Here is a 26262-nt window from a genome sequence, read left to right on the forward strand (position 1 = left end):
CGTGAACCTGCTCGAACTCGACGACCTCTGCGTCGCCTACGACACGCCGCACGGCCGCCGCACCGTGGTCGACGGCCTGAGCCTCGCGCTGCCGCGCGGCGACATCGGCTGCCTGCTCGGCGCGTCCGGCTGCGGCAAGACCACCGTGCTGCGCGCGATCGCCGGCTTCGAGCCCGTGCGCATGGGACGCATCGTGCTGGACGGCACGCCCGTCGCGGCGCCGTCGCTCGACGTGCCGCCGGAGCGGCGGCGCATCGGCATGATGTTCCAGGATTACGCGCTGTTCCCGCACCTGAGCGCGGCCGACAACGTCGCGTTCGGCCTGCGGCGCATGCCGAAGGCCGAACGGCGCCTGCGCGTCGCGGAGATGCTCGACCTCGTCGGCCTCGCCGATTCCGGCGACGCCTATCCGCACGAACTGTCGGGCGGCCAGCAGCAGCGCGTCGCCCTCGCGCGCGCGCTCGCGCCGTCGCCGGAACTGCTGCTGCTCGACGAGCCGTTCTCGAATCTCGACGTCGATACGCGCGAGCGGCTCGCGTTCGAGCTGCGCGACATCCTGAAGCACACGGGTCATACCGCGATCCTCGTCACGCACAACCAGGCGGAAGCGTTCGCGATCGCCGACCGGATCGGCGTGATGAAGGACGGCCACCTTGCGCAATGGGATACGCCGTATGCGCTGCACCATCATCCGGCCAGCCCGTTCGTCGCGGATTTCGTGCGCCGCGACGCGCTGGCCGACGAACGCGCACGCGCGCTGGCGCGCGGCCGATGAAGCGGCGCCGCCGGCGCGGCGGCGCGCCCGTCAGGCGGGCTCGGCCAGATCGCGCACGGGCAGCGCGGTCGAATACTTGATCTGCTCCATCGCGAACGACGAGCTAACGTCGAACAGCGGCACCGTGCGAATCAGTTGCTTGTAGACGCGGTCGTAGTCGTCGATGCCGGCCACCACGACGCGCAGCAGGTAATCGGTCTCGCCGCTCATCCGGTAGACCTCGACCACTTCCGGCATGTCGCGCACCGCCTGCGTGAAGCGCTGCGCCCATTCCTCGGTGTGCTGGTTCGTGCGGATCGCGACGAACACGGTCGTGCCCACGCCGAGCTTGCGCGCATCGCACAGCGCGACCTGCGCACGAATCGCGCCGGTTTCCTTCAGCCGCTGCACGCGCTTCCAGCACGGCGTCTGCGACAGGTTCACGCGCTGGGCCAGCTCCGCGATCGGCAGCGTGGCATCCGTCTGCAGCAGCTCCAGCAGCTTGCGATCGATGGCGTCCATTTCTCCATTCCCTCGTCGATAGAAATTTATTCTATTCATCCTGCCCAACGGGGAACAATATGAAAAGTGTCCGGGCGCGTCGACCGGTGTAAATACCGACCCGTCACGCACTCACCGCGCCAAACGAAACAGGCGACGCCACCCGCGAAGCGTGGCGTCGCCTGACATCGCCGCGCGTCGCGGCTTGCCTGCCGCGCGCGGGCCCGCGCTCACACGTCGCCGCCGGCCGTCGCGCCGCTCAATACGCGACCGTCGCGATCTCGCGCACGAAGCTGTCCTGCTCGAGCGCATCGACGAACGCGACCGCGTAGTCTTCCGCCGAGATCTTGCTGTTGCCTTGCGCGTCGACGATCAGCTTGCCGGCGCCCGTGCGGAACGTGCCCGTGCGCTCGCCCGGCGCGATCAGCGCGGCCGGCGCGAAGAACGTCCAGTCGAGATCCGCGACCGTCTTCAGGTAGTCGAGCGCGTCGCGATGCGCGAGCGCGACCGCCTTGTACGCTTCGGGGAAACCTTCGGTATCGACGAGCTGCTTGCCCGGCGCGACTTCGAGCGAACCGGCGCCGCCCACCACGACGAGCCGCTTCAAACCGGCCTGACGCGTGCCGGCGACCAGCGCCTTCGCGACCGCGACGACCTGCGCCGCATCTTCCTGCTTCGGGCCGTACGCGCTTGCGACGACGTCATGCCCCGGCAGCGCGGCCGCGATGCTGGCCGCGTCGAACAGGTCGGCCGCCTTCGCGGTGATGCCGTCGCCGGATGCGCCCGGATGGCGCGACAGCGCGGTGACGCGGTGGCCGCGCCGCACGGCTTCCGCCGCGATGCGCGAGCCGATCATGCCGGTGGCGCCGAACAGCGCGATATTCAAAGAACGTTGCGTCATGTCGATTCTCCAGAAAAGAAAATATGTAACATAGTCAATTACATATAAGATCGAAAAAAACGGGGCGAAGCCCCCGTTGCGCCGACCGCCGCGCGTACGCGCCGTCCGGCTTCCTGCCCTGCCTGCCCGCGGTCACCCGCCGGCGTGCGCCGCCCGCTGCGTGCGCTGCTCCCGATCCAGCATGTCGGTCGTCACGTCGACCAGCGTGCGCGTGGCGAGCGACGCTTCCATCGCGCGCTGTGCGTCGCCGATATAGCCGGTCAGCGCGCTCTGGATGTGCCGCCCGACGAGACACGCCGGATTCGGCGCCTCGCGGTGCAGCGCGAACAGTTGCGCATCGTCGACCGCGCGATACACGTCGAGCAGCGTGATCTCGCCGGGCTCGCGCGCCAGCAGCGCGCCGCCGCCCGCGCCGAGTTGCGACGTGGTCAGCCCTGCTGCCGCCAGCATCGACAGCAGCCGGCGAATCAGCGCCGGATTCGTATTCACGCTGCCCGCGATGACGTCGGACGACAACGGCACGCCTTCCTGCATCGACAGCAAGGCGAGCACGTGAACGGCAAACGCGAACCGGCTGCTGGTATTCATTCCTGACTCACTCGGCGACGCCGGCCCGACCCGCAACCGGCGACATGTGTAACCATGATAATTACATTTTGCGGATCGTGCAAGCCCGCGTCATTCGCCGCTCGCGGGTTTCGCCCCGGCGGCGCTCTGCTGGCTCCACTGCTGGAGTTTCTTGCCGGCTTCGGCGATCTTCGCGCCCGCTTCGGAAGCCGCATGCGCGACGACCGCGGACGCCGCCGCGTCGATCTGCGCCTGCGCAGCCGACGCGAGGCCGCTCGCGGACAACGGCGGCACGGCCGACGCCGCGGACGCGATGCCGGCCTTCGCCGCGTTGATCTGTTGATTGACGGTGCTCGCCACCTGGTCGAGCGCCTTGGCCGCGTTGTTGGCGGCATCGGCGGCCGCGCTCGCGGCCGTATCGGGTTGCGCGGTGGACGTACCGGACTTCTCGCAGCCCGCGAGCAACAGCAGCGCACCGGCGGCCACGGCCGCCAGCACGGACCCGGGCACGCGACGCGCCCGCGATGTCTTCATGTTCATCAGCAATCTCCGGCCGCACGTGGCGCGACCTCGTGGTTGGACCGGTGTCGATGATACCGCCTGTGGAACAGGCCCAATGACGACCCGTTGTTAAAAATGCCTTTCAATTTCGGATTCGTCTGATTCAATCGAACGCGCCACGCCTCTAAAGTGGGCACGCCTCAATTCACTTCGTACGTGCCCCCTTTTTCTTCGTCATGGCTTTCCTCATCGATTGGTTCATCGTCCTGGCCGCGCTGCTTGCCGCCACCCTGTTCCTCTGCCTGCGCGCGCCGTCGGCGCGCCGTCTCGCCGAATCGGGACGTCCACGCCGCATCGCGTCCGCGCGCCTGCTCACCCAGGCCGTGATCGGTTTCTGGACGGCCGCGCTGATCGTCGCGCGAGGCATTCTCGGCGCCGATGGCGACGGCCAGTCGCTCGCGGGCTTCGCGGCGCTCGCAGTCGCCGCGATCGGGCTGTCGGCCGTCGCCCTCTACTGGTCGGCGTGCGCGCTGCGGCTGCGCCGGCCGCCCGTGCTGTTCGCGCGCCACTGACGCGCCAGATCGGTGCGTGAGCGGCGCACGCCGCGCACCGCTTCATTCGGCGTACGCACCAATTTCGTCATAATCGCACCACAAACGCGCATCCGGCGAACCGATCGGCGGCCGGCGGCCACGCCCCGATCCCGTGCACGATTCACCGGCATGCCGCATCGCACGGTACCCGGGCACCAATTTCACGCAGTCATTCACCAGCTTGGCTCGATACTTGCATTCCTCGCCCGTTTTTTGCGCAAGGAAGCCACGGCATGGATGGTCTGAAATCCGGCGTCGACACACTGTTCCTGTTGATCGGCGCCGTCATGGTGCTCGCGATGCACGCGGGCTTCGCCTTTCTCGAACTCGGCACGGTCCGCAAGAAGAACCAGGTCAACGCGCTCGTGAAGATCCTGGTCGACTTCTCGGTGTCGACGCTCGCGTATTTCCTCGTCGGCTACACGATCGCGTACGGCGTCGAATTCTTCGACGACATCGGCTCGCTGTCTCAGCACAACGGCTACGCGCTCGTGCGGTTCTTCTTCCTGCTGACGTTCGCCGCGGCGATCCCGGCGATCGTGTCCGGCGGCATCGCGGAGCGCGCGAAGTTCAATCCGCAGCTCGTCGCGACGCTGATCATCGTCGGCTTCATCTATCCGTTCTTCGAAGGGATCGCGTGGAACGAGCGCTTCGGCGTGCAGGCCTGGCTCGCGCACGCATTCGGTGCGCCGTTCCACGACTTCGCGGGCTCGGTCGTCGTGCATGCGTTCGGCGGCTGGGTCGCGCTGCCGGCCGTGCTGCTGCTCGGCGCGCGCCACGGCCGCTATGCGAAGGACGGGCGGATCGCCGCGCACCCGCCGTCGAACATCCCGTTCCTCGCGCTCGGCGCATGGGTGCTCGCGGTCGGCTGGTTCGGCTTCAACGTGATGAGCGCGCAGACGCTCGACAAGATCAGCGGCCTCGTCGCGGTGAACTCGCTGATGGCCATGGTCGGCGGCACGCTCGCGGCGTGGATGGCCGGCCGCAACGACCCGGGCTTCACGTACAACGGGCCGCTCGCGGGCCTCGTCGCGGTCTGCGCGGGCTCCGACGTGATGCACCCGATCGGCGCGCTGGTCACGGGCGCCGCGGCCGGTGCGCTGTTCGTCGCGATGTTCACCTGCGTGCAGAACCGCTGGCGCATCGACGACGTGCTCGGCGTCTGGCCGCTGCACGGGATGTGCGGCGCGCTCGGCGGCCTCGCGGCCGGCGTGTTCGGGCTGCCCGCGCTCGGCGGTCTCGGCGGCGTGTCGTTCCTGTCGCAGCTCGTCGGCACGCTCGGCGGCATCGCGATCGCGACCGCGGGCGGCACGCTCGTCTACGGCGCGCTGAAGGCGACCGTCGGCCTGCGTCTCGATCGCGAAGCGGAATTCGACGGCGCCGACCTGTCGATCCACCGCATCTCGGCCACGCCCGAGCGCGATTGACCTGCCGACGCACACTCGACGCGTCATTACGTTTTCGATTCAAAAAACTTTCATCTAGCGTCCTTACACTTCCGTCCAGTTTTCAATACGCCTTCGCGAAGCTTGTCGCCCGCGCTTCGCGAAGGCCATTCTTCCAACAACCGAAACTGGACTCCACATGCCCGCGTTGCCCAATGCTTCCCGTCGTCAGGCCCTGAAGATCCTCGCCGGCGCGCCGATGCTTCCCCTTTCCGGCCTCGCGCTGCCGGCCCTGCTGACGGGTTGCGGCGGCGACGACGATCCCGCGTCGACGCCGGTCGCCGCCGCCTATACGTCGGCGGCCTTCTCGGCGATGGCCGCGCCGACGCTCGACAACGCGGCCGCGATGGCGACGACGACGGTCGGCTCGACGCTGTCGGTGTCGTTCTCGGACGGCTCGTCGCGCAACTTCAAGCTCGCGTACAAGCCGTTCTTCGTGACGGGCGACATGGTGCCGGACGGCAAGGGCGGCACGACGCTCGCGGGCGGCTACTACGACATCAACAACCAGCCGATCATCGATCGCTCGGTGGCCGGCAAGGAGCGCCAGTTCTATTCCGACTGCCCGGACGGCAGCTCGCTGCTGACGCTGAAGAACGCGAACGTGCCCGGCGTGAAGGGCAACACGGTGTTCGCGGTCGTGCAGTTCGAATACACGACGCGCGACCTGGCGAGCGCGTCGCAGTACGGCCAGCTGCCGTCGCCGATCGCCGTGCTCACGCTCGACCAGGACCCGGCCACCGGCACGCTGAAGCTCGTGAAGTATCACAACGTCGACACGTCGAGCGCACACGGCCTGTGGATCACGTGCGGCGCGAGCCTGTCGCCGTGGGGCACGCACCTGTCGAGCGAGGAATACGAGCCGGACGCGACGAAGGCCGCGACCGACGCGCAGTTCAAGGCGTTCAGCAAGAACACGTTCGGCGACGAGACGAAGGCGAACCCCTATCACTACGGTCACCTGCCCGAGATCACCGTGAATCCGGACGGCACGGGCACCGTGAAGAAGCACTACTGCCTCGGCCGCATCTCGCACGAGCTGATCCAGGTAATGCCGGACCAGCGCACCGTGATGATGGGCGACGACGCGACCAACGGCGGCCTGTTCATGTTCGTCGCCGACAAGGCGGCCGACCTGTCGGCCGGCACGCTGTACGTCGCGAAGTGGACGCAGACGTCGTCGGCCGGCGCCGGCACCGCGACGCTCACGTGGATCAGGATCGGCCACGCGACCAGCAGCGAGATCGAAGCGCTCGCGAACACGCTGAAGGCGTCGGACATCATGGACCTGGTGACCGTCGACCCGAACGATGCGAGCTACACGAAGATCCACTTCGGCGGCAAATTCAACTGGATGCGCGTGAAGCCGGGGATGGAAAAGGCGGCCGCGTTCCTCGAGACGCACCGCTACGCGGCGCTGCTCGGCGGCAGCATGGCGTTCACGAAGCTCGAAGGCACGACCGTGAACGCGAAGGACAAGATCGTCTACACGGCGATGTCGCGGATCGAGACGTCGATGGTCAAGGGCAACGCGGTGTCGCGCGACGTCGCGCTCGACAAGAAGATCGCCGCGGGCGCCGTCTACGCGCTGAACCTGAAGGCGGGCCAGCGCGACACGACGGGCGGCGCGATCGACAGCGAATGGGTGCCGGTCGACATGGGCGCGCCGGCCGCGCTCGTCGGCGAGGATCTCGCCGCGGCCGACGCGCTCGGCAACCTCGCGAACCCGGACAAGATCGCGAACCCGGACAACCTGAAGTTCTCCGAAAAGCTGCGCACGCTGTTCATCGGCGAAGACTCGGGCATGCACGTGAACAACTTCCTGTGGGCCTACAACGTCGACACGAAGTCGCTCGCGCGCGTGCTGTCGTGCCCGGCCGGCGCCGAATCGACGGGCCTGCACGCGGTCGACGAGATCAACGGCTGGACCTACATCATGAGCAACTTCCAGCACGCCGGCGACTGGGAATCGCCGCTGCACGACAAGGTCAAGCCGACGCTCGACCCGCTCGTGCGCGCGAACTACAAGGACCGCTTCGGCGCCAGCGTCGGTTACCTGACGGCCGAGCAGACCAGCATCAAGCTCGCGAAGGGCTGACCGTCGCGCGCGGGGACGTTGCGCGTTGCAGGGCGCCCTGACCGGGCGTCCCTGACCGGGCGTCCCTGACCGGGCGTCCCTGACCCGGCCTCCCGGACCGGGCGTTCTTTCTTCGATCACCGTTCATTCGTCGGCGCTCCACGCCGTTTCATGCGCGATGCCCACTCCGGGCATCGCGCTTTTTTTTTTGCGTGAAGCGAGCGCGAGCGCGGCGCGCATCGCGCGTGCAGGCGGGCGCGATGCGACCGTGGACAGGCGTTTGCGGCGATCGGAGGATAATACGGGCCTGACGCGTCCGGGCGGACGGTCGGAAAGACAGGCAAAAAAAAGCGCCACGGAGACCGTGGCGCTAAAAAAGTTCTAGCCATTCCGAGGGCCGTGCTAGAACCTGAGAGACTGCGCGAAACATCGTTGCCGGTTAAACTCTTGAAACGATGTTTCGAAAACGTGAGACATTCTTTCCGTTTCCGCCCGACAAGTCAAGCGGTATTTGCACCGGCTCATGCACTTTCCGGCAACGCTCATTTGAGCGTTTTCCTAATAAACCAAGGGTGAACCCGTAAAATCTCATCCAATGACCGGTTCTCCCGCGGAACATGCATCCTTTGACAATAGTCCTACAATACCAACAAAATTGAAATCGAGTTTCGGAATTAGAGAGAATCCCTCGTGTCGACACCTGTAACCTCTCCCGCGTCGCGGGACCGTGAATCGTCGCCCGACGAGATCACCGCCCTCGCCCGCGGCCTCGCCGTGCTGCGCCGCATCGCGGCTGCCGACGCGCCCGTCAGCAACCGCGAGCTGACCGAATTGACCGGCATCCCGAAGCCGACCGTCTCGCGCATCACCGCGACGCTCGTCAGCGCCGGCTTCCTGTTTCAGTTGCCCGACAGCGAGCGCTTCGTGCTCACCGCGTCGGTCCTCGAACTGAGCCACGGCTTCCTGCGCAACTTCGACATCCGCGCGCGTTCGCGGCCGTTCATGATCGAACTGGCCGAACGCACGTCGCTGTCCGTGCACCTCGCGGTGCGCGACCGGCTCGACATGGTCGCGATCGACGTGATCCGCCCGCGCTCGGCCGTGCTCGTCACGCGCCTCGAGATCGGCTCGCGGATGGACATCGCGCGCACGGCCGTGGGCCGCGCGTATCTGGCCGCGCTCGAGGACGACGAGCGCCGCCTGCTGCTCGAGTCGCTGCGCACCACCGCCGGCGACGACTGGCCGCACGTGTCCGCCCGCCTGACGCCCGCCTGACGCCCGCGCTCGACGAAGCGATGCGCGACGGCCACGCGATCGCGATCGGCGAATGGCGCGAGGGGCTGAACGCGGTCGCGGCCGGTTTCGTCGGCCCGTCGGGTCAGCGCTATTCGGTGAATTGCGGCGGCGCGTCGCACCAGTGTCCGCCCGAATGGCTGCGGGAACACGTCGTGCCCGCGCTGCAGGAATGCATCGCGAAAATCACGCGCGAGATCGGCGGCGCGCCGGCCCGGCGCGTCGGCGTGTAATCGTTTCGTCATCGCCGTGTCGCGTTCTGTAACGACCGTAACCCGTTGAAAGATAGACCGCTGGACTGTAACGGGGACGGCACGTAGGATCATGCCCATCGTCGCGCCGCACTCGCGGTGCGCACCGCTCTTTCCCGTGCGGATCGGCGGGGCCCCGGACCGAGCCGGGCCGCCCCGTCGCGTCTTCCGCACGCCCACGCGCAGCCGAGCAGTCCGATTTCCGGCCCGCCGCGCCGTCTTCCTGACAGAACACGATGGATAACGAACAAAAGCCCACGCCCCCTTCGAAAGACCCCGCGCCCGCCGCCGCCCGGCGCCCGCGCCGCACGTTGCTGATCGGCACCGTCGCGGCCGTCGTCATCGGCGGCCTGCTGTGGTGGCACCCGTGGAACCGCACGCCGGCGGCAGGCAGCACGGCGAAAGGCATTGGCGCCAGCGCCGTGGGCGGCCATCGCGGCCGCGGCGGCCCCGCCGCGATGGCGAACGTTCCGCAGCCGGTGCAGGTCGCCACCGCGACGCAGGGCGAGATGCCGATCGTGCTGTCCGCGCTCGGCACTGTCACGCCGCTCGCGAACGTGACGGTCAAGACGCAACTGTCGGGCTACCTGCAATCGGTGTCGTTCCAGGAAGGCCAGATCGTCAAGAAAGGCGACGTGCTCGCGCAGATCGACCCGCGCCCGTATCAGGTCGCGCTCGAGAACGCCGAAGGCACGCATGCGCGCGACGCGGCGCTGCTCGCGACGGCCCGCCTCGACCTGAAGCGCTACCAGACGCTGCTGTCGCAGGATTCGATCGCGTCGCAAACCGTCGATACGCAGGCATCGCTCGTCAAGCAGTACGAAGGCGCGGTGAAGACCGACCAGGCCGCGATCGATTCCGCGAAACTCAACCTGACGTATGCGCGCATCACGGCGCCGGTCTCGGGCCGCGTCGGCCTGCGCCAGGTCGACCCCGGCAACTACGTGACGCCGGGGGACACCAACGGCATCGTCGTGATCACGCAGTTGCAGCCGATGAGCGTGATCTTCACGACGTCGGAAGACAACCTGCCGCAGATCCTCAAGCAGATGAACGCGGGCCGGAAGCTGTCGGTCACCGCCTACAACCGCAACAACACGGTGCCGCTCGAGACGGGCTCGCTCGCGACGCTCGACAACCAGATCGACACGAGCACCGGTACGGTCAAGCTGCGCGCGAATTTCGACAACAAGGAAGGCATGCTGTTCCCGAATCAGTTCGTGAACACGCGGCTGCTCGTCGACGTGCTGCGCAACGCGATCATCGTGCCGACCTCCGCCGTGCTCACGGGCTCGATCGGCCAGTTCGTCTACGTCGTGAAACCCGACAACACGGTGACGGTGCGCAAGGTCACGGTCGGCCCGGTCGACGGCGAACGCACGAGCATCGTCAGCGGCGTGGCGCTCGGCGAACGCGTGGTGACCGACGGCTCGGACCGCCTGCGCGAAGGCTCGAAGATCTCGATTCCGGCCGACAAGCCGAAAGGCGCGTCGGGCGCGCGCGGCGCCGGCGCGGCGTCGGGCGCATCGGCTGCGTCCGGTGCAGCCGGCCATCGCGGCGGACACAAGCACGGCGCGTCGCAGGCAGCGGCCCCCGCGGCCCAGTAACGCGCGGGCCGCTCGATGAATCCATCCCGCCTCTTCATTCTCCGGCCGGTCGGCACCGCCCTCCTGATGGCGGCGATCATGCTGGCCGGCCTCGTGGCGCTGCGCTTCCTGCCGCTCGCCGCGCTGCCCGAGGTCGACTACCCGACGATCCAGGTCCAGACCTTCTACCCGGGCGCGAGCCCCGAAGTGATGACGTCGTCGGTCACCGCGCCGCTCGAACGCCAGTTCGGGCAGATGCCGTCGCTGAACCAGATGTCGTCGCAAAGCTCGGCCGGCGCGTCGGTGATCACGCTGCAGTTCTCGCTCGACCTGCCGCTCGACATCGCCGAACAGGAAGTGCAGGCCGCGATCAACGCGGCCGGCAATCTGCTGCCGTCCGACCTCCCTGCCCCGCCGATCTACGCGAAGGTGAACCCGGCCGATGCGCCGGTGCTCACGCTCGCCGTCAAGTCGAAGACGCTGCCGCTCACGCAGGTGCAGGACCTCGCCGACACGCGCCTCGCGATGAAGATCTCGCAGATCGCCGGCGTCGGCCTCGTGAGCCTGTCGGGCGGCAACCGGCCGGCCGTGCGGATCCAGGCGAACCCGACCGCGCTCGCGCAGTACGGGATGAATCTCGACGACCTGCGCACGACGATCTCGAACCTGAACGTCAACACGCCGAAGGGCAACTTCGACGGCCCGACGCGCGCGTACACGATCAACGCGAACGACCAGCTGACGAGCGCCGACCAGTACAACAGCGCGGTCGTCGCGTACAAGAACGGCCGCCCGGTGATGCTGACCGACGTCGCGACGGTCGTCGCCGGCTCGGAGAACACCAAGCTCGGCGCATGGGTGAATGCGGACCCGGCGATCATCCTGAACGTGCAGCGCCAGCCGGGCGCGAACGTGATCGCGACCGTCGACGCGATCAAGGCGCAGTTGCCGAAGCTGCAGGAAACGCTGCCGGCCGCGCTCGACGTCGAGATCGTCACCGATCGCACGACGATGATCCGCGCGGCCGTGCGCGACGTGCAGTTCGAGCTGCTGCTCGCGGTCGCGCTCGTCGTGCTGGTGATGTACCTGTTCCTCGCGAACGTCTACGCGACGATCATCCCGAGCCTGTCGGTGCCGCTGTCGCTGATCGGCACGCTCGCGGTGATGTACATGGCCGGCTTCTCGTTGAACAACCTGTCGCTGATGGCGCTCACGATCGCGACCGGCTTCGTCGTCGACGACGCGATCGTGATGATCGAGAACATCGCGCGCTACGTCGAGGAAGGCGAATCGGGGCTCGAGGCCGCGCTGAAGGGCTCGCGGCAGATCGGCTTCACGATCATCTCGCTGACGGTCTCGCTGATCGCGGTGCTGATCCCGCTGCTGTTCATGGGCGACGTGGTCGGGCGCCTCTTCCACGAATTCGCGATCACGCTCGCGGTGACGATCGTGATCTCGGCGATCGTGTCGCTCACGCTCGTGCCGATGATGTGCGCGAAGCTGCTGCGCCATTCGCCGCCGCCCGAGAGCCATCGCTTCGAGGCACGCGTGCACCGCGCGATCGACTGGGTGATCGCGCGCTACGCGGTCGCGCTCGAATGGGTGCTGAACCGCCAGCGCTCGACGCTCGTCGTCGCGCTGCTGACGCTCGGGCTGACCGCGCTGCTCTATGTGTTCGTGCCGAAGGGCTTCTTCCCCGCGCAGGACACCGGCGTGATCCAGGCGATCACGCAGGCGCCGCAGTCGATCTCGTACGGCGCGATGGCCGAACGCCAGCAGGCGCTCGCGGCCGAGATCCTGAAGGACCCGAACGTCGCCAGCCTCACGTCGTTCATCGGCGTCGACGGCAGCAACATCACGCTGAACAGCGGGCGGATGCTGATCAACCTGAAGGCGCGCGACGAACGCGGCGAAACGGCCGCGCAGATCATCCGCGGCCTGCAGCAGCGCGTCGCGAACGTCACCGGCATTTCGCTGTTCATGCAGCCGGTGCAGGACCTGACGATCGACTCGACGGTCAGCCCGACGCAATACCAGTTCATGCTGACGAGCCCGAATTCGGAAGAATTCGCGACCTGGGTGCCGAAACTCGTCGCGCGGCTGCAGCAGGAGCCGTCGCTCGCCGACGTCGCGACCGACCTGCAGAGCAACGGCCAGTCGGTGTACATCGAGATCGACCGCGCGAGCGCCGCGCGCTTCGGCATCACGCCGGCAACCGTCGACAACGCGCTGTACGACGCGTTCGGCCAGCGCATCGTGTCGACGATCTTCACGCAATCGAACCAGTACCGCGTGATTCTCGAGTCGGAGCCGAAAGAGCAGCACTACGCGCAATCGCTGAACGACATCTACCTGCCGTCGGCCGGCGGCGGCCAGGTGCCGCTGTCGTCGATCGCGTCGTTTCACGAGCGGCCGTCGCCGCTGCTGGTCGCGCACCTGTCGCAGTTCCCGTCGACGACGATCTCGTTCAACCTCGCGCCGGGCGCGTCGCTCGGCGAAGCGGTCAAGGCGATCGGGGCCGCCGAGAAGGACATCGGCCTGCCCGGCTCGTTCCAGACGCGCTTCCAGGGCGCGGCGCTCGCGTTCCAGGCGTCGCTGTCGAACCAGCTGTTCCTGATCCTCGCGGCGGTCGTCACGATGTACATCGTGCTCGGCGTGCTGTACGAGAGCTACATCCACCCGATCACGATCCTGTCGACGCTGCCGTCGGCCGGCGTCGGCGCGCTGCTCGCGCTGATGATTACCGGGCACGACCTCGACATCATCGGGATCATCGGCATCGTGCTGCTGATCGGCATCGTCAAGAAGAACGCGATCATGATGATCGACTTCGCGCTCGAGGCCGAACGCGTCGAAGGCAAGCCGCCGCGCGAGGCGATCTACCAGGCGTGCCTGCTGCGCTTCCGGCCGATCCTGATGACGACGCTCGCCGCGCTGCTCGCGCTCGGCGTCGCGCTCGCGGGCCTGTTCGCGTTCATCAAGCTGCCGGTGTCGCCGCTGCCGCAGGTCGACTTCCCGACGATCTCGGTGCAGGCGTCGCTGCCGGGCGCGAGCCCGGAAACGGTCGCGACCAGCGTGACGAGCCCGCTGGAGCGGCACCTCGGCTCGATAGCGGACGTCTCCGAAATGACGTCGACGAGCACGGTCGGCAATGCGCGGATCATCCTGCAGTTCGGCCTGAACCGCGACATCGACGGCGCCGCGCGCGACGTGCAGGCCGCGATCAACGCGGCGCGCGCCGACCTGCCGGCCGCGCTGAAGAGCAACCCGACCTACCGCAAGGTCAACCCGGCCGATTCGCCGATCATGGTCGTGTCGCTGACGTCGGAGACGGCGTCGCCGGCGAAGGTGTACGACGCCGCGTCGACGGTACTGCAGCAGTCGCTGTCGCAGATCGACGGGATCGGCCAGGTCTCCGTGAGCGGCTCCGCGAACCCGGCCGTGCGCGTCGAGCTCGAACCGCAATCGCTGTTCCACTACGGGATCGGCCTCGAGGACGTGCGCGCGGCGCTGGCCTCCGCGAACGCCAACGCGCCGAAGGGCGCGATCGAGTTCGGCCCGCAGCGCTTCCAGCTCTACACGAACGACCAGGCGTCCCAGGCGTCGCAGTATCGCGATCTCGTGGTCGCCTACCGCAACGGCTCGGCCGTGCGGCTGTCCGACCTGTCCGACGTCGTCGATTCGGTCGAGGACCTGCGCAACCTCGGATTGTCGAACGGCAAGCGCGCGGTGCTCGTGATCCTCTACCGCTCGCCCGGCGCGAACATCATCGAGACGATCGACCGCGTGCGCGCGGCGCTGCCGCAGCTCACCGCGTCGCTGCCCGCCGACATCACGGTCACGCCGGTGCTCGACCGCTCGACCACCATCCGCGCGTCGCTGAGGGACACCGAGCACACGCTGCTGATCGCGATCAGCCTCGTCGTGATGGTCGTGTTCCTGTTCCTGCGCAACTGGCGCGCGACGCTGATCCCGAGCGTCGCCGTGCCGATCTCGATCGTCGGCACGTTCGGCGCGATGTACCTGCTCGGCTTCTCGATCGACAACCTGTCGCTGATGGCGCTGATCGTCGCGACCGGCTTCGTCGTCGACGATGCGATCGTCGTGCTCGAGAACATCTCGCGGCACATCGAGAACGGCAAGTCGCGGATGCAGGCCGCGTTCGACGGCGCGCGCGAAGTCGGCTTCACGGTGCTGTCGATGAGCATCTCGCTCGTCGCGGTATTCCTGCCGATCCTGCTGATGGGCGGGATCGTCGGGCGCCTGTTCCGCGAGTTCGCGCTGACGCTGTCGCTCGCGATCGCCGTGTCGCTCGCGGTGTCGCTCACGCTCACGCCGATGATGTGCGCGCGCCTGCTGCCCGACCAGCACAACCCGCAACGCGAGGGCCGCTTCGGGCGCTTCCTCGAACGCGGTTTCACGCGCATGCAGCGCGGCTACGAGCGCTCGCTGTCGTGGGCGCTGCGCCGGCCGCTGTTGATCCTGCTGACGCTGTTCGCGACGATCGGGCTGAACGTCTACCTGTACGTCGTCGTGCCGAAGGGCTTCTTCCCGCAACAAGATACCGGGCTGATGATCGGCGGCATCCAGGCCGACCAGTCGACGTCGTTCCAGGCGATGAAGCTGAAGTTCTCCGAGATGATGCGGATCGTGCAGGGCAACCCGAACGTGAAGAGCGTCGCGGGCTTCACCGGCGGCACGCAGACCAACTCGGGCTTCATGTTCGTCACGCTCAAGGACCGCACCGAGCGCAAGCTGTCGGCCGACCAGGTGATCCAGCAGTTGCGCCCGCGGCTGGCGGACGTCGCGGGCGCGCGCACGTTCCTGCAGGCGGCGCAGGACATCCGCGTCGGCGGCCGGCAGAGCAACGCGCAGTACCAGTTCACGCTGCTCGGCGATTCGAGCGCCGACCTGTACAAGTGGGGGCCGATCCTGACCGAGGCGCTGCAGAAGCGCCCCGAGCTGACCGACGTGAACTCCGACCAGCAACAAGGCGGCCTCGAGGCGATGGTGACGATCGACCGCGCGACGGCCGCGCGGTTCGGCATCAAGCCCGCGCAGATCGACAACACGCTGTACGACGCGTTCGGCCAGCGGCAGGTCTCGACGATCTACAACCCGCTGAACCAGTACCACGTCGTGATGGAAGTCGCGCCGAAATACTGGCAGAGCCCGGAGATGCTGAACCAGGTGTGGATCAGCACGTCGGGCGGCAGCGCGAACGGCTCGCAGACCACCAACGCGGCCGCGGGCACCTTCGTCGCGACCTCGGCCGGCACGTCGAGCGCCGGCACGGCCGCGCAGAGCGCCGCGGCGATCGCGTCCGACTCCGCGCGCAACCAGGCGCTCAACGCGATCGCGGCGAGCGGCAAGTCGAGCGCGTCGTCGGGCGCGTCGGTGTCGACGTCGAAGTCGACGATGATCCCGCTGTCGGCGATCGCGACGTTCGGGCCGAGCACGACGCCGCTGTCGGTCAACCACCAGGGGCTGTTCGTCGCGACGACGATCTCGTTCAACCTGCCGCCCGGCGTGTCGCTGTCGCAGGCGACGCAGATCATCTATCAGACGATGGCGGAGGTCGGCGTGCCGCCGACGATCGTCGGCAGCTTCCAGGGCACCGCGCAGGCGTTCCAGCAGTCGATGAACGATCAGCCGATCCTGATCCTCGCCGCGCTGCTGGCCGTCTACATCGTGCTCGGGATCCTGTACGAGAGCTACATCCACCCGATCACGATCCTGTCGACGCTGCCGTCGGCCGGCGTCGGCGCGCTGCTCGCGCTGCTGCTGTTCAAGACCGAGTTCAGCATCATCGCGCTGATCGGCGTGATCCTGCTGATCGGCATCGTGAAGAAGAACGCGATCATGATGGTCGACTTCGCGATCGACCAGACGCGCAACAACGGGAAGTCGTCGTTCGACGCGATCCACGAGGCGTGCCTGCTGCGCTTCCGCCCGATCATGATGACGACGATGGCGGCGCTGCTCGGCGCGCTGCCGCTCGCGTTCGGCAGCGGCGACGGCGCCGAGCTGCGCGCGCCGCTCGGGATCGCGATCGCCGGCGGCCTGATCATGTCGCAAGTGCTGACGCTCTATACGACGCCGGTCGTGTACCTGTACATGGATCGGCTGCGCGTGTGGGCCGAAAAGCGGCGCAATCGCCGCGGCAACAGCGGCGGGCCGGCCGTCGCCGGCGAGTGACGAAAGCGGCCGCCCTCGGGCGGCCGTCTTTTGCGCTTGATTGCCGGGTTTGATTGCAGGACTTGGTGGCCGGACGTGGTGGACGGACTTGTTTGCCGGCCGCGATCGGCTATCGTGTATCCATGCCCACCCCATTCCCGTCCCGGAATCTCGCCATGAACGTCCAGCTCAACCATACGATCGTCTGGTGCCGCGACAAGCATGCGTCGAGCCGCTTCCTCACCGAGTTGCTGGAATTGCCGCCGCCGACGCCGTTCGGCGCGATGCTGGTCGTCGCGCTCGACAACGGCGTGTCGCTCGATTTTTACGAACAGGCGGGGGAGATCCGGTCGCAGCATTACGCGTTCCTGATCGACGAAGCCAGCTTCGATCGCGTGCTCGCGCGCATCCGCGAACGCGGGTTGCCGCACTGGGCCGATCCGGCGAAGCGGCAAGCCGACGACATCTACCGCCACAACGGCGGACGCGGCGTGTACTTCGACGATCCGGACGGCCACTTCCTCGAAGTGATGACGCGACCGTATGCGCTGAACGGTTAGTGGAAGAAGGCCGGCATCGCGCCGGCGACGGGGCGGCGGGCCTCGCAACCGCGCTGCTTCATGCGAACGCGCGGCCTGTGCCTGCGCCCCATCCGGCCCGCACTTCGCGGCGGCGCGACGGATGGCGCTTCATCAGGCAGGTCCTTACTCGGCAGCCTCGGCCGTCTTGCGCGGCCGCCGCGCGCGCGGCGCCGCCTTGCGGGCCGGCTTCTTCGGCTTGGCCGGGGCCGGCGCGTCAGCGACCGCTGCGATCGGTTCGGCGTGTACGGGAGCATCGTGCGCGGGCTGCGCGACGGCATCGCCGCCGGTTTCACCGCGTGCCGGCGCCGCGCCGGCGGCTCGCCCGTCGTCATGTTGCGCGTCGCGATGCATCGCTTCGGCATGCTTGCCGCCGCCGCGCTTCGCGTCGCCCTGCGGGGCCTCGCCTTCCTCCACCGCCGCCTGCCGGCCGGCGCTCTTGCCGTCGCCGCCCTTCTTCGTACCGGCCTTCTTCGCGGGGGTCTTGCGAGCACGCTTGCGTGCGGTCTTCGCATCATCGTGCCCGCCCGCCGGTTCGCCGTGCGCGGCCGCGGCTTCGCCGACGGTCACATCGGCTTCGTCCGCGTCGGTGAATTCGACCGCCGTCTCGACCGGCTCGTTCTCCTGCACGAACGGCGTGCCGAACGGCGTGCCGAATGGCTCGCCAACCGGCTCGCCGTGCCGCCCGCGTCCGCGGTGATGGCGCGGCTCGCGCTCGGCCTGCACCGGCTCCGCCGGGCGCCGGCCGTGCTGGGCCGGTGCGTGTTCGGCCGCCACGGCGTGCTCCACGGCCGACTGGCGGGCCCGCGACACGAACGCGCCCGACTTGTCGTCGCGCCCCACTTCGAGCAGGCCGCGCGCCTGCGCCTCGTCGAGCAGGTTGCCGAACGCACGGAACCCGTAGTACGACTCGTTGAAATCCGGCTTGCGGCGCTTGATCGCGCTCTTGAGCACCGACGCCCAGATCTTGCCGACGTCGTCGCGCTCCGACGCGAGCGCGTCGAACGTCTCGACCGCCAGCGCGATCGCCTCGGCCTTGCGCGCCTCCATGTCGTGCTTGCGCGACGGCTCGTCGGGCCGCTTCGCGCCGCCGTTGCCCGCGCGCTGCTGCTGTTCGCGCTTCGCGAGCGCACGCTGCTGCTCGCGCACCAGATCGTCGTAGAAGATGAATTCGTCGCAGTTCGCGACCAGCAGGTCCGACGTCGATTTCTTCACGCCGACGCCGATCACCTTCTTCGCGTTCTCGCGCAGCTTCGACACGAGCGGGGAAAAATCCGAATCGCCGCTGATGATCACGAACGTATCGACGTGCGACTTCGTGTAGCAGAGGTCGAGCGCGTCCACGACGAGCCGGATGTCGGCCGAATTCTTGCCCGACTGGCGCACGTGCGGAATCTCGATCAGCTCGAAGCTCGCCTCGTGCATCGACGCCTTGAAGCCCTTGTAGCGATCCCAGTCGCAATAGGCCTTCTTCACGACGATGCTGCCTTTCAGCAGCAGGCGCTCCAGCACGGGCTTGATGTCGAATTTCTCGTACTTCGCGTCGCGCACGCCGAGCGCGACGTTCTCGAAGTCGCAGAACACGGCCATGCTGACGTTGTCCAAGGGTAATGCCATGTGTACTCCAACCGGTGGGCCGACGCGTTATTCACGCGTAGCGGCGAAAAATGCATCGCGCACATGATAGCCGGTCGGCGCGTCATTCCCGCATCCGGGCGAACGAATGCACGCCGGCATGCGTCGTGCCGGTACGCCCGCAGCCGGTCGCCCACGCCGGTACGCCCACGCCGGTACGCTCGCGCCGGTACGCCCGCGCCGGTACGCCCCTTATTACGCCCCCACCGCCGGGCCGATTCGACATTACACTTGAGTTATCGGTCGTCCGTCCCTATCTGCACGGATGACGCATCGAGCAAGGAGCGGTTTCATGACGACGAAGGTACTGCTGATTGGCGCGACCGGACGAACGGGCCAGGCCTGCGCGGATCTGCTGCTCAAGCAGCCGGAGTTCGAGGTCACGGCGCTCGTGCGCCGGCACGGCTATGCGCTGGCGGGCGCACGGGTCGTCGAGGCCGATCTGACGAACGATTTCTCGCACGCCTTCCAGGGCATCACGCACGTGATCTACGCGGCCGGCTCCGCCGAATCGGAGGGCGCGATCGAAGAGGAGCAGATCGACCGCGACGCGGTCGCCCGCGCGGCCGACTACGCGCTCGCGTTCAACGTGCAGAAGCTCGTGGTCGTCAGCTCGTTGTCCGCATACCGGCCGGAGCACGGGCCCGACGCGCTGCGCCACTATTCGCAGATGAAGCGCGAAGGCGACGACCGCGTGATCGCGTCGGGCGTCGACTACGTGATCCTGCGCCCGGGCCCGCTCACGGACGATCCGGGCGTCGGCAAGATCGCGCTGACCGACACGTGGCTCGATCCCGCGCCGCCCGTGTCGCGCCAGGACGTTGCATGGGCCGCGATCGAGGCGATCAAGCTCGGCATCTCACGCAAGATCGTCGGCTTCGTCGGCGGCGGCGTGCCGATCGAGCAGGCGCTGCGCGCGTAACGGCAACGGGCGGCCACGCACAGGCCGGGCGTTCCCGTGCCCGCGGCCCGCACGACGGGCCGTTTTCACGCGCGCGGGCAGCCGCCTACTGCTTCGGATGCGCGTCGGCCCACGCCTTCACGGCGGCGAGCGTGTTCTCGACGTGCTTGTCGGGCGACAGGCTCGTGTATTCGTAGAGAACCTTCCCTTCCGGCGAAATCACGTAGGACACGCGGTTCGCCCGGTCGAGCGCCGGCAGCTTCGCGTCGTATTCGCGGATGATCTTCGCGTCCGGGTCGGCCGCTACCGGGAACTTGCTGCGGCATTCGCTCACCGAGAACTTCGTCAGCGTGTCGATGTTGTCGGCCGACACGCCGATCACCGTCGCGCCGTAAGCCTTGTAACGGTCGACCGCGTCCGCGAACGCATGCGCCTCGATCGTGCAGCCCTTCGTGAACGCCGCCGGATAGAAATACAGCACGACCGGCCCCTGCTTCAGCGCGTCCGCGAGCGAGTACGTATACGTCTTGCCGCCCAGCGACGCCTGCGTCGTGAAATCGGGCGCCGCGGCGCCCGGCTTCAGTTGCGCCTGCGCCAGCAGCGCATGGCCGGCCACCAGCGCCGCCATGGCGCCCAGCAACAGTTTTCTCTTCATCTGCGTCCTCATTTCTTATAAAGTCAGCCTCGATGTAGGCCACGTGGGCGTTCGCCTGCCGAACACCGCATCGATGATCCGGACCCGCGGCAGCGCCGCGCGTGGCCGGCCCGTTAAAGATTTCTGCCAGTCTGCCGTTATTCCTTCCGGACAACCGGTTCCAGCCCTTCACGTCAGCGAGAAACATGGAAGCCAACAGGAAACAGACGTCACGCAAGGGCTCCTGGCGCAGCGCCTTGCATACGCTGCGCCGCTTCGCTCGGTCGGGCGGCGCGCTGATGCCCGCGCGCGCCGTGGCGCCGCGCCGCGACGACTCCGTGCGCGACTGGCTGGAACAGACGGTCGGCACGGTGGATTTCCTCGCCCATGTCGACCGCGAGCTGCGCTTTCTGTACGTGTCCGACGCGAGCCTGCGCTTCATCGGCTACCACCGCGACTACCTGCATACGCTGACGCTGCGCGACCTGATCGCCGAACAGGATACCCCGGCGCTCGAAGGCTTGCTCGCCCGCGCCGCACGCTCCGGCCAGGTCGAGAAGGCGACGATGTGCATCGTCAAGTCGCTCACCTACCCGCTGGACGTCGAGGTCCGCGCGTTCAAGAGCCGCCACCACGGCGTCGACGGCTTCGCGATCGCGGCGTTCGACGTGTCGTCGTGGCGCGCGCTCGAGGCACGCCTGACGTACGAAATGCACCATGACCCGATGACGGGGCTCGACAACCTGTCCGCGCTCGTGCCGGCGCTGATGCGCGCGCAGCAGACCGCCGACGAGGACGGCACCTGCGCCGCGCTGCTGCTGCTCGACCTCGACGACTACCAGCGGATCAACCGCGCGCTCGGCTACGACGCGGGCGACACGCTGCTGCGCGAAACCGCGCAGCGGCTGAAGGCGCTCGTCACGCCGAACGAGCAGCTCGCGCGCGTCGCGAGCGACAAGTTCGCGGTCGTGCTGGGCGCACCGGACCGCACGCAGGCGAGCCATGCAGCCGACGCGCTCGCGCGCCGGCTGCAGGCCGCCGTGCGCGAGCCGTACGTATTCCAGGGGCAGACCGTGCACCTGTCCGCGAGCATCGGCATCGCGCTCTACCCCGACGAACGTGCCGCGCCGCATCGGGCGCAGCATCACAGCCCGCTGCTGCGCCGCGCCGACCACGCGCTCGCGCAGGCGAAGGCCTCGGGCGGCAACGCGCTCGCGTTCCACGCGCCCGTCGACGATCCGGCCGACGCCGAACGGCTCAAGCTCGAAGCCGACCTGTACGACGGCGTGCGCAACGGCGAGTTTTCGCTCCATTTCCAGCCGATCACCCATAGCCAGTCGGGCGCGGTGGTCGGCGTCGAGGCGCTGATCCGCTGGCGCCATCCGGTGCACGGCCTCGTGCCGCCGGCCACCTTCATCCCGCTCGCCGAATCGATCGGCCTGATCAACTACCTCGGCAACTGGGTGCTGAAGGCCGCGTGCATGCAGCTCGTCGCCTGGGACGGCCAGGGGCTCGCGCTGCAATACGTGGCGGTCAACGTGTCGCCGCAGCAGTTCCGCGACCCGCGCTTCACGCAGAGCGTGCGCGAGGCGATCGCGCTGACCGGCATCGACCCGCGCCGTATCGTGCTCGAAATCACCGAAAGCCTGCTGATGCACGATCCCGCGCACGCGAAAATGCTGCTCGAGGAGCTGACCGATCTCGGCATCCGCTTCGCGATCGACGATTTCGGCACCGGCTATTCGAGCCTTGCCTATCTGCAGCGCTTCCCGCTCGCGAAGCTGAAGATCGACCGCAGTTTCGTCGAGAACCTGCTGACGTCGCGCAACGACCGCGCGATCGTGTCGGCGGTGGTCGGCCTCGCGCAGACACTCGATCTCGAGCTCGTCGCCGAGGGCGTCGAGACCGAGGCGCAGCGCGAGCTGCTGACGGAGATGGGCTGCAATCACATCCAGGGCTGGCTCGTCTGCCAGGCGCTGCCGTCCGAGGAGCTCGCGCGGCGCTTCGCGGCGCAGCAGCTGCACCTGCACGCCGCCGCCTGACGCGCGCGGCGAACCGGACGGATCCGTATGTCAATCACCGAACACCTGCCCCGCACCGCGCTGCTCGACAAGCTGTGGGCGCGGATGAACGAACGGGGCGATTTCCCGCTGCTGTCGGAATCGCTGCGCGCGACGATGGCCGCGATGAAGAACGACGATCTCGACTTCACCGCGCTCGTGCGCGTCGTGCTGTCGGATTTCGCACTCACGCAGAAAGTGCTGCGGCTCGCGAACTCCGCGATGTACATGGCGTTCGGCGGCAACATCACCACCGTGACCCGCGCGCTGATGGTGCTCGGCATGGATGCCGTCGGCCATCTCGTGGTCGGGCTCAAGCTCGTCGACCATTTCCATCAGAGCACGCCGCGGCGCATCGACGCGAAGCTGGAGCTGAACCGCGCGCTGCTGTCCGGCTGCGTCGCGCGCAAGCTCACCGAGCGCGCCGAACTGCGCGCGGGCGAGGAGGCCGTCGTCTGCACGCTGATGCGCCAGGTCGGCAAGCTGCTGGTGGTCTGCTATCTCGACAGCGAGTGGGACCGCATCCGCCGCCGCGCGGCCGAACTGAACGGCGACGAATCGGCCGCCTGCACCGACGTGCTCGGCGTCGGCTTCGACGAGATCGGTCTCGAGGCAGCCGCGCGCTGGCGGCTGCCCGACGTGATCCGCGCGGGGATGGCCGACGGCGACCACGCGGCGCACGCCGACGCATTCGACGACGAAGACGGCGACGCCCGCCACGCGGGCCCGGCCGCCGACGACGGCCCGGCAGAGCGCATCCGCTGGCTGCGCGCGGTGAGCCGCTGTTCGACCGACGTCGCCGGCGCGCTCGTCATGCCTGCCAGCGCGCAGCGCGACGCGCGCATCGCGGCGCTCGCGCAGCACTACGGCGCTGAGCTCGACATGGAATCCGAGGCGATCGTCGAGATCGCCGAGCGGCTCGCGCGCGAGGAAGCGAGCGACACGGTGATGCGCGAGATCGTCGAGCTGCGCGCGAACGCCGATGCGATCGCGCGCGCGCAGGCCGAACCCGAGGCATGCCTCGAAGCCGGTCTTGCCGACCTGCGTGCGCTGCCGTCCGAGCACGTGCTGACGCCGGTGCTCGCGCTCGCGTCGGAAAGCCTGCTGGCCGGCCTCGCGTTCACGCGCACCGTGATGTTCGTGCGTCACGACGACGGCACGTTCGCCGCGCGCCTGGGCTTCGGCCCCGGCGTCGATACGGCGCTCGACCGGCTGCGCTTCGACGAGCGCTTCGAGCCGGACGTGTTCCATCTCGCGATCACGAATTCGGTCGGCATCTTCATCGAGCAGGCACGGGAGCCGAAGATGGTGAAGCGCCTGCCTGCGTGGTATCTCGACGCGTTCGACGACACGCGCGCATTCGTGCTGCTGCCCGTACGCGTCGGCGCGACGAGCGTCGCGCTGCTGTACGGCGACTGGGCCGGCGCGCAGCCCGCGCGCAAGATCTCGCAGCAGGAGATGGCCGTGCTCAACGAGCTCGCACGCGAGCTGGGGCGGTTCTTCGCCGCGCAGCCGGGCTGACGGCCGGCCCGCCGCTGCCGTTTTCGCTGCCGAAAAGCAAACCGGCCGCATCGGCGGCCGGTTTTTTTACATCGTGCGCGCACGAAACGCTTACTTGAGCGTGACGGGCACGCTGAAGTACTTCTTCGCGAGGTTGTCGATCGTACCGTCGGCCTTCAGTTCCTTCAGCGCCTGATCGAGCGCGGTCTTCAGCGCCGCGTCGTTCTTGCGCAGGCCGAAGCCGACGCCCGAGCCGAGGATCTCGGCGTCGCTGACCGTGCCGCCCGCGAACCCGAAGCCCTGGCCTTGCGGCTTCGTCAGGAAGCCCTTCGAGCCGGCTTCCGAATCCTGGAAGGTCGCGTCGAGACGGCCCGACTTCAGGTCGGCATAGGCCAGATCCTGCGTCTGGTACGGCACGACTTCAACGCCGGCCGGCGCCCACTTCTTCTTCGCGTACGCTTCCTGGATCGTGCCCTGCAGCACGCCGACGCGCTTGCCCTTCAGCGCTTGCGGGGTCGGCAGCAGGCCGCTGCCCTGCTTCGCGATCAGCTGGTTCGGAATCGTGTAGATCGGATCGGTGAACGCGATCGCGTGCTTGCGCTGGTCCGTGATCGTCATGTCCGAGTTGATCGCGTCGAACTTGCGCGCCTGCAGCGCCGGGATCAGGCCGTCGAAGTCGTTCTCGACCCACACGCACTTCGTCTTCAGCTTCGCGCACACCGCGTTGCCGATGTCGATGTCGAAGCCGGTCAGCTTGCCGTCGGGCGTCTTGTATTCGAACGGGGCGTACGAGGCCTCGACGCCGAACCGGATCTCCTTCAGATCCCCGGCAAGCGCGCTGCCTGCCGCCACCGCCGATGCCGCCACCACCGCATGCGCGGCCACTTTACGCCAATCCAACTTCATCAGGTGTTCTCCTCGATACTCGAATGTTCCGAAACGACGGGCGCATCCATCATTGCAGGGTCGGATGACACCGGCAATGCCGACGCCGCGCCGTGATGCGGCGCAACAGCCGCAAGGCCGCGATTGTACCAATCCGCGCGGCCCGGCATGGCGGAGCGGGCGTCGGCGCGCGATGCTGCGCCGCGTGCCCGGCGGCCGCCACGCGACCCGCCGAACTTGCAAGACGGTGTCGCAAACCAGCAAGCGCGACGCACTCGCCGTCTGCGCGGCGGGCGGGCGTCATCGCCAAAATGAAGGGGCCGCGGGACGATGCGCGCCGCGCGTCGCCGCGGCCCGCACGATCGCGCCTCGATCAGACGAGTGCGGCCAGCGTCTCGCGCGTCGTGTCGATCACGAGCAGGCCCGCGCGCAGCCCGGGCTTCACGGTCGGGTTCGGAAACACGATCCGTTCCTCGTCGTGCGTCACCGTGTAGCGGTAGTCGCCGTCCCGTGCGAGCACGGTGCCGCGTGCGAATGCGGTGAAGTTCGCGACGTCGGCTGCGACGAACAGCTCGAGCGCGTCGCTCTGCTTCGTGATCTGGTCGATCACGGTGAACACGCGCGGCAGCGGCGGACGGCCGCCCTCGGCCGCGTCTTCACGCCGCTCGCCCGACACGAGCTTGCGCACCGCACGATCGGCCGGCGCGAAACGCGCGAGGTCGTTCTGGCCGAACGGCCGCACCTTGCCGAGCTCCAGCGTGCACGCGAGCGCACCGCACTGCTCGGCCGTGAAATGCGAATACGTGTTGCCCTTCGCGGTGTGCAGCAGCACGGCCGCGATGCGCGCATCGCCGAGCCATTCGACCATCGCGCGCGTGGGCGGCGTGCCCGTGTGCGGCAGCAGCGCGAACTGCTCGAATACCGACGCACGGATCGCCGTATGCATGTCGATGTGCCAGCGCGCGCCGCCCGCCGGCGCCGCCGCGAAGAAGGCGGATGCCGCCGCTTCGAGCCGCGCGGCGCGCGGCGCTTCGCGGCTCGCGGGCGCCTGCGCGTGACGGCCGCCGAACAGGCGGTTCAGGTCGTCGTCGAGATAGCGTTCGCCCGCGCGCATCGCCGGCACGTTGCCGAGCACGACGAGCAGCCGGCACGCGAGCGGCAGCGCGCCCGACGCGAGATCGCGCACGAGCATCGACAGCAGCTCGATCGGCGCGGTCTCGTCGCCGTGCACGCCGGCCGACACGAGCACGCTCGCGCGCGCCGCGGCGTCAGCGGCGGCAGGCTCGAACGCGATCAGCCCGTCGCCGAGCCATTGCCAGCGCACCGCGTCGCCCGCGCAGGCGCCGTGCGTTTCAGCCGGCGCATCTCCCGCCAGCGTGAACGCGAGAAAATCGTCGAGCAGCGCGGCGGCCGGCATCCGTGC

General features: G+C 68.2%; 18 protein-coding genes and 1 pseudogene. 11 read left to right on the plus strand and 8 right to left on the minus strand.

Translation table 11 applies throughout. The annotated features are described in order from the left end of the window. The first annotated feature begins 1 nt into the window (after position 1). The gene (locus KPB06_RS18745) at positions 2 to 775 is read left to right on the plus strand and encodes an ABC transporter ATP-binding protein (protein WP_059573938.1); all 774 of its coding nucleotides are present in this window, start codon (positions 2 to 4) and stop codon (positions 773 to 775) included. A 30-nt stretch (positions 776 to 805) separates the two neighbouring features. Here the strand turns inward: KPB06_RS18745 and KPB06_RS18750 are convergent, their stop codons facing one another. The 4 genes from KPB06_RS18750 to KPB06_RS18765 all read right to left on the minus strand — a co-directional run bounded on the left by KPB06_RS18750 (position 806) and on the right by KPB06_RS18765 (position 3263). Then, positions 806 to 1276: an Lrp/AsnC family transcriptional regulator gene (locus KPB06_RS18750; protein WP_059573939.1), complete on the minus strand. Its 471-nt coding sequence runs from the start codon at positions 1274 to 1276 to the stop codon at positions 806 to 808. 238 nt (positions 1277 to 1514) lie between these two features. Beyond that, the gene (locus tag KPB06_RS18755; protein WP_060011459.1) at positions 1515 to 2156 is read right to left on the minus strand and encodes an NAD(P)-dependent oxidoreductase; all 642 of its coding nucleotides are present in this window, start codon (positions 2154 to 2156) and stop codon (positions 1515 to 1517) included. A 132-nt stretch (positions 2157 to 2288) separates the two neighbouring features. Next, positions 2289 to 2744, minus strand: a complete 456-nt coding sequence (locus tag KPB06_RS18760) for an Rrf2 family transcriptional regulator (protein ID WP_059573941.1) — start codon at positions 2742 to 2744, stop codon at positions 2289 to 2291. A 90-nt stretch (positions 2745 to 2834) separates the two neighbouring features. Beyond that, a complete protein-coding gene (locus KPB06_RS18765) occupies positions 2835 to 3263 on the minus strand; it encodes a BCAL1086 family glycoprotein (protein ID WP_059573942.1) in 429 nt (142 codons plus the stop codon). 197 nt (positions 3264 to 3460) lie between these two features. Between KPB06_RS18765 and KPB06_RS18770 the strand changes: the two genes are divergently transcribed. The 7 genes and pseudogenes from KPB06_RS18770 (at position 3461) to KPB06_RS18800 (ending at position 17206) form a co-directional block, all read left to right on the plus strand. Beyond that, a complete protein-coding gene (locus KPB06_RS18770; RefSeq protein ID WP_059573943.1) occupies positions 3461 to 3796 on the plus strand; it encodes a hypothetical protein in 336 nt (111 codons plus the stop codon). A 254-nt stretch (positions 3797 to 4050) separates the two neighbouring features. Further along, positions 4051 to 5244: an ammonium transporter gene (locus KPB06_RS18775; protein WP_059573944.1), complete on the plus strand. Its 1194-nt coding sequence runs from the start codon at positions 4051 to 4053 to the stop codon at positions 5242 to 5244. Positions 5245 to 5401: 157 nt separating this feature from the next. Then, entirely contained in the window at positions 5402 to 7360 is a 1959-nt protein-coding gene (locus KPB06_RS18780; protein ID WP_059573945.1) for a PhoX family protein, read from the plus strand. A 669-nt stretch (positions 7361 to 8029) separates the two neighbouring features. Then, positions 8030 to 8865, plus strand: a pseudogene (locus KPB06_RS18785) (IclR family transcriptional regulator). Positions 8866 to 9119: 254 nt separating this feature from the next. Then, positions 9120 to 10490 (plus strand): MdtA/MuxA family multidrug efflux RND transporter periplasmic adaptor subunit, encoded by a 1371-nt coding sequence (locus KPB06_RS18790; RefSeq protein ID WP_059573947.1) that lies wholly within the window; start codon positions 9120 to 9122, stop codon positions 10488 to 10490. Between the two features lie 15 nt (positions 10491 to 10505). Next, on the plus strand, positions 10506 to 16667 hold the full coding sequence (locus KPB06_RS34575; protein ID WP_275920503.1) for an efflux RND transporter permease subunit: 6162 nt from the start codon (positions 10506 to 10508) through the stop codon (positions 16665 to 16667). Between the two features lie 155 nt (positions 16668 to 16822). Next, positions 16823 to 17206 carry a VOC family protein gene (locus KPB06_RS18800; RefSeq protein ID WP_059573950.1) on the plus strand — a complete coding sequence of 128 codons (384 nt, stop codon included), beginning with the start codon at positions 16823 to 16825 and terminating at the stop codon, positions 17204 to 17206. A gap of 144 nt (positions 17207 to 17350) precedes the next feature. Here the strand turns inward: KPB06_RS18800 and KPB06_RS18805 are convergent, their stop codons facing one another. Continuing rightward, positions 17351 to 18841 (minus strand): NYN domain-containing protein, encoded by a 1491-nt coding sequence (locus tag KPB06_RS18805; RefSeq protein WP_059573951.1) that lies wholly within the window; start codon positions 18839 to 18841, stop codon positions 17351 to 17353. 310 nt (positions 18842 to 19151) lie between these two features. Here KPB06_RS18805 and KPB06_RS18810 point away from each other — a divergent pair, with 310 nt between their 5' ends. Then, entirely contained in the window at positions 19152 to 19781 is a 630-nt protein-coding gene (locus KPB06_RS18810; RefSeq protein ID WP_059573952.1) for an SDR family oxidoreductase, read from the plus strand. An 85-nt stretch (positions 19782 to 19866) separates the two neighbouring features. Here KPB06_RS18810 and KPB06_RS18815 read toward each other — a convergent pair whose 3' ends face one another. Then, positions 19867 to 20415: a peroxiredoxin gene (locus KPB06_RS18815; RefSeq protein WP_059573953.1), complete on the minus strand. Its 549-nt coding sequence runs from the start codon at positions 20413 to 20415 to the stop codon at positions 19867 to 19869. 278 nt (positions 20416 to 20693) lie between these two features. Between KPB06_RS18815 and cdpA the strand changes: the two genes are divergently transcribed. Both cdpA and KPB06_RS18825 read left to right on the plus strand, forming a co-directional pair. Beyond that, entirely contained in the window at positions 20694 to 22436 is a 1743-nt protein-coding gene (cdpA, locus tag KPB06_RS18820) for a cyclic di-GMP phosphodiesterase CdpA (protein ID WP_196485201.1), read from the plus strand. A gap of 27 nt (positions 22437 to 22463) precedes the next feature. Further along, on the plus strand, positions 22464 to 23975 hold the full coding sequence (locus tag KPB06_RS18825; RefSeq protein ID WP_059573955.1) for an HDOD domain-containing protein: 1512 nt from the start codon (positions 22464 to 22466) through the stop codon (positions 23973 to 23975). A gap of 90 nt (positions 23976 to 24065) precedes the next feature. Here KPB06_RS18825 and KPB06_RS18830 read toward each other — a convergent pair whose 3' ends face one another. After that, positions 24066 to 24860, minus strand: a complete 795-nt coding sequence (locus KPB06_RS18830) for an ABC transporter substrate-binding protein (protein WP_059573956.1) — start codon at positions 24858 to 24860, stop codon at positions 24066 to 24068. 352 nt (positions 24861 to 25212) lie between these two features. Beyond that, positions 25213 to 26256, minus strand: a complete 1044-nt coding sequence (astE, locus tag KPB06_RS18835; RefSeq protein ID WP_059573957.1) for a succinylglutamate desuccinylase — start codon at positions 26254 to 26256, stop codon at positions 25213 to 25215. Positions 26257 to 26262: the final 6 nt, after the last annotated feature.

It is taken from the genome of Burkholderia semiarida, assembly GCF_029268935.1.
In the GTDB taxonomy this organism is placed as follows: Bacteria; Pseudomonadota; Gammaproteobacteria; order Burkholderiales; family Burkholderiaceae; genus Burkholderia; species Burkholderia semiarida.

What these genes read in the sequence shown, in the direction of transcription:
- KPB06_RS18750 (WP_059573939.1), bottom strand. Translation starts at nt 1,276, where the DNA reads ATGGACGCCATCGATCGCAAGCTGCTGGAGCTGCTGCAGACGGATGCC.
- KPB06_RS18755 (WP_060011459.1), bottom strand. Translation starts at nt 2,156, where the DNA reads ATGACGCAACGTTCTTTGAATATCGCGCTGTTCGGCGCCACCGGCATG.
- KPB06_RS18760 (WP_059573941.1), bottom strand. Translation starts at nt 2,744, where the DNA reads ATGAATACCAGCAGCCGGTTCGCGTTTGCCGTTCACGTGCTCGCCTTG.
- KPB06_RS18765 (WP_059573942.1), bottom strand. Translation starts at nt 3,263, where the DNA reads ATGAACATGAAGACATCGCGGGCGCGTCGCGTGCCCGGGTCCGTGCTG.
- KPB06_RS18770 (WP_059573943.1), top strand. Translation starts at nt 3,461, where the DNA reads ATGGCTTTCCTCATCGATTGGTTCATCGTCCTGGCCGCGCTGCTTGCC.
- KPB06_RS18775 (WP_059573944.1), top strand. Translation starts at nt 4,051, where the DNA reads ATGGATGGTCTGAAATCCGGCGTCGACACACTGTTCCTGTTGATCGGC.
- KPB06_RS18780 (WP_059573945.1), top strand. Translation starts at nt 5,402, where the DNA reads ATGCCCGCGTTGCCCAATGCTTCCCGTCGTCAGGCCCTGAAGATCCTC.
- KPB06_RS18790 (WP_059573947.1), top strand. Translation starts at nt 9,120, where the DNA reads ATGGATAACGAACAAAAGCCCACGCCCCCTTCGAAAGACCCCGCGCCC.
- KPB06_RS34575 (WP_275920503.1), top strand. Translation starts at nt 10,506, where the DNA reads ATGAATCCATCCCGCCTCTTCATTCTCCGGCCGGTCGGCACCGCCCTC.
- KPB06_RS18800 (WP_059573950.1), top strand. Translation starts at nt 16,823, where the DNA reads ATGAACGTCCAGCTCAACCATACGATCGTCTGGTGCCGCGACAAGCAT.
- KPB06_RS18805 (WP_059573951.1), bottom strand. Translation starts at nt 18,841, where the DNA reads ATGGCATTACCCTTGGACAACGTCAGCATGGCCGTGTTCTGCGACTTC.
- KPB06_RS18810 (WP_059573952.1), top strand. Translation starts at nt 19,152, where the DNA reads ATGACGACGAAGGTACTGCTGATTGGCGCGACCGGACGAACGGGCCAG.
- KPB06_RS18815 (WP_059573953.1), bottom strand. Translation starts at nt 20,415, where the DNA reads ATGAAGAGAAAACTGTTGCTGGGCGCCATGGCGGCGCTGGTGGCCGGC.
- cdpA (WP_196485201.1), top strand. Translation starts at nt 20,694, where the DNA reads ATGCCCGCGCGCGCCGTGGCGCCGCGCCGCGACGACTCCGTGCGCGAC.
- KPB06_RS18825 (WP_059573955.1), top strand. Translation starts at nt 22,464, where the DNA reads ATGTCAATCACCGAACACCTGCCCCGCACCGCGCTGCTCGACAAGCTG.
- KPB06_RS18830 (WP_059573956.1), bottom strand. Translation starts at nt 24,860, where the DNA reads ATGAAGTTGGATTGGCGTAAAGTGGCCGCGCATGCGGTGGTGGCGGCA.
- astE (WP_059573957.1), bottom strand. Translation starts at nt 26,256, where the DNA reads ATGCCGGCCGCCGCGCTGCTCGACGATTTTCTCGCGTTCACGCTGGCG.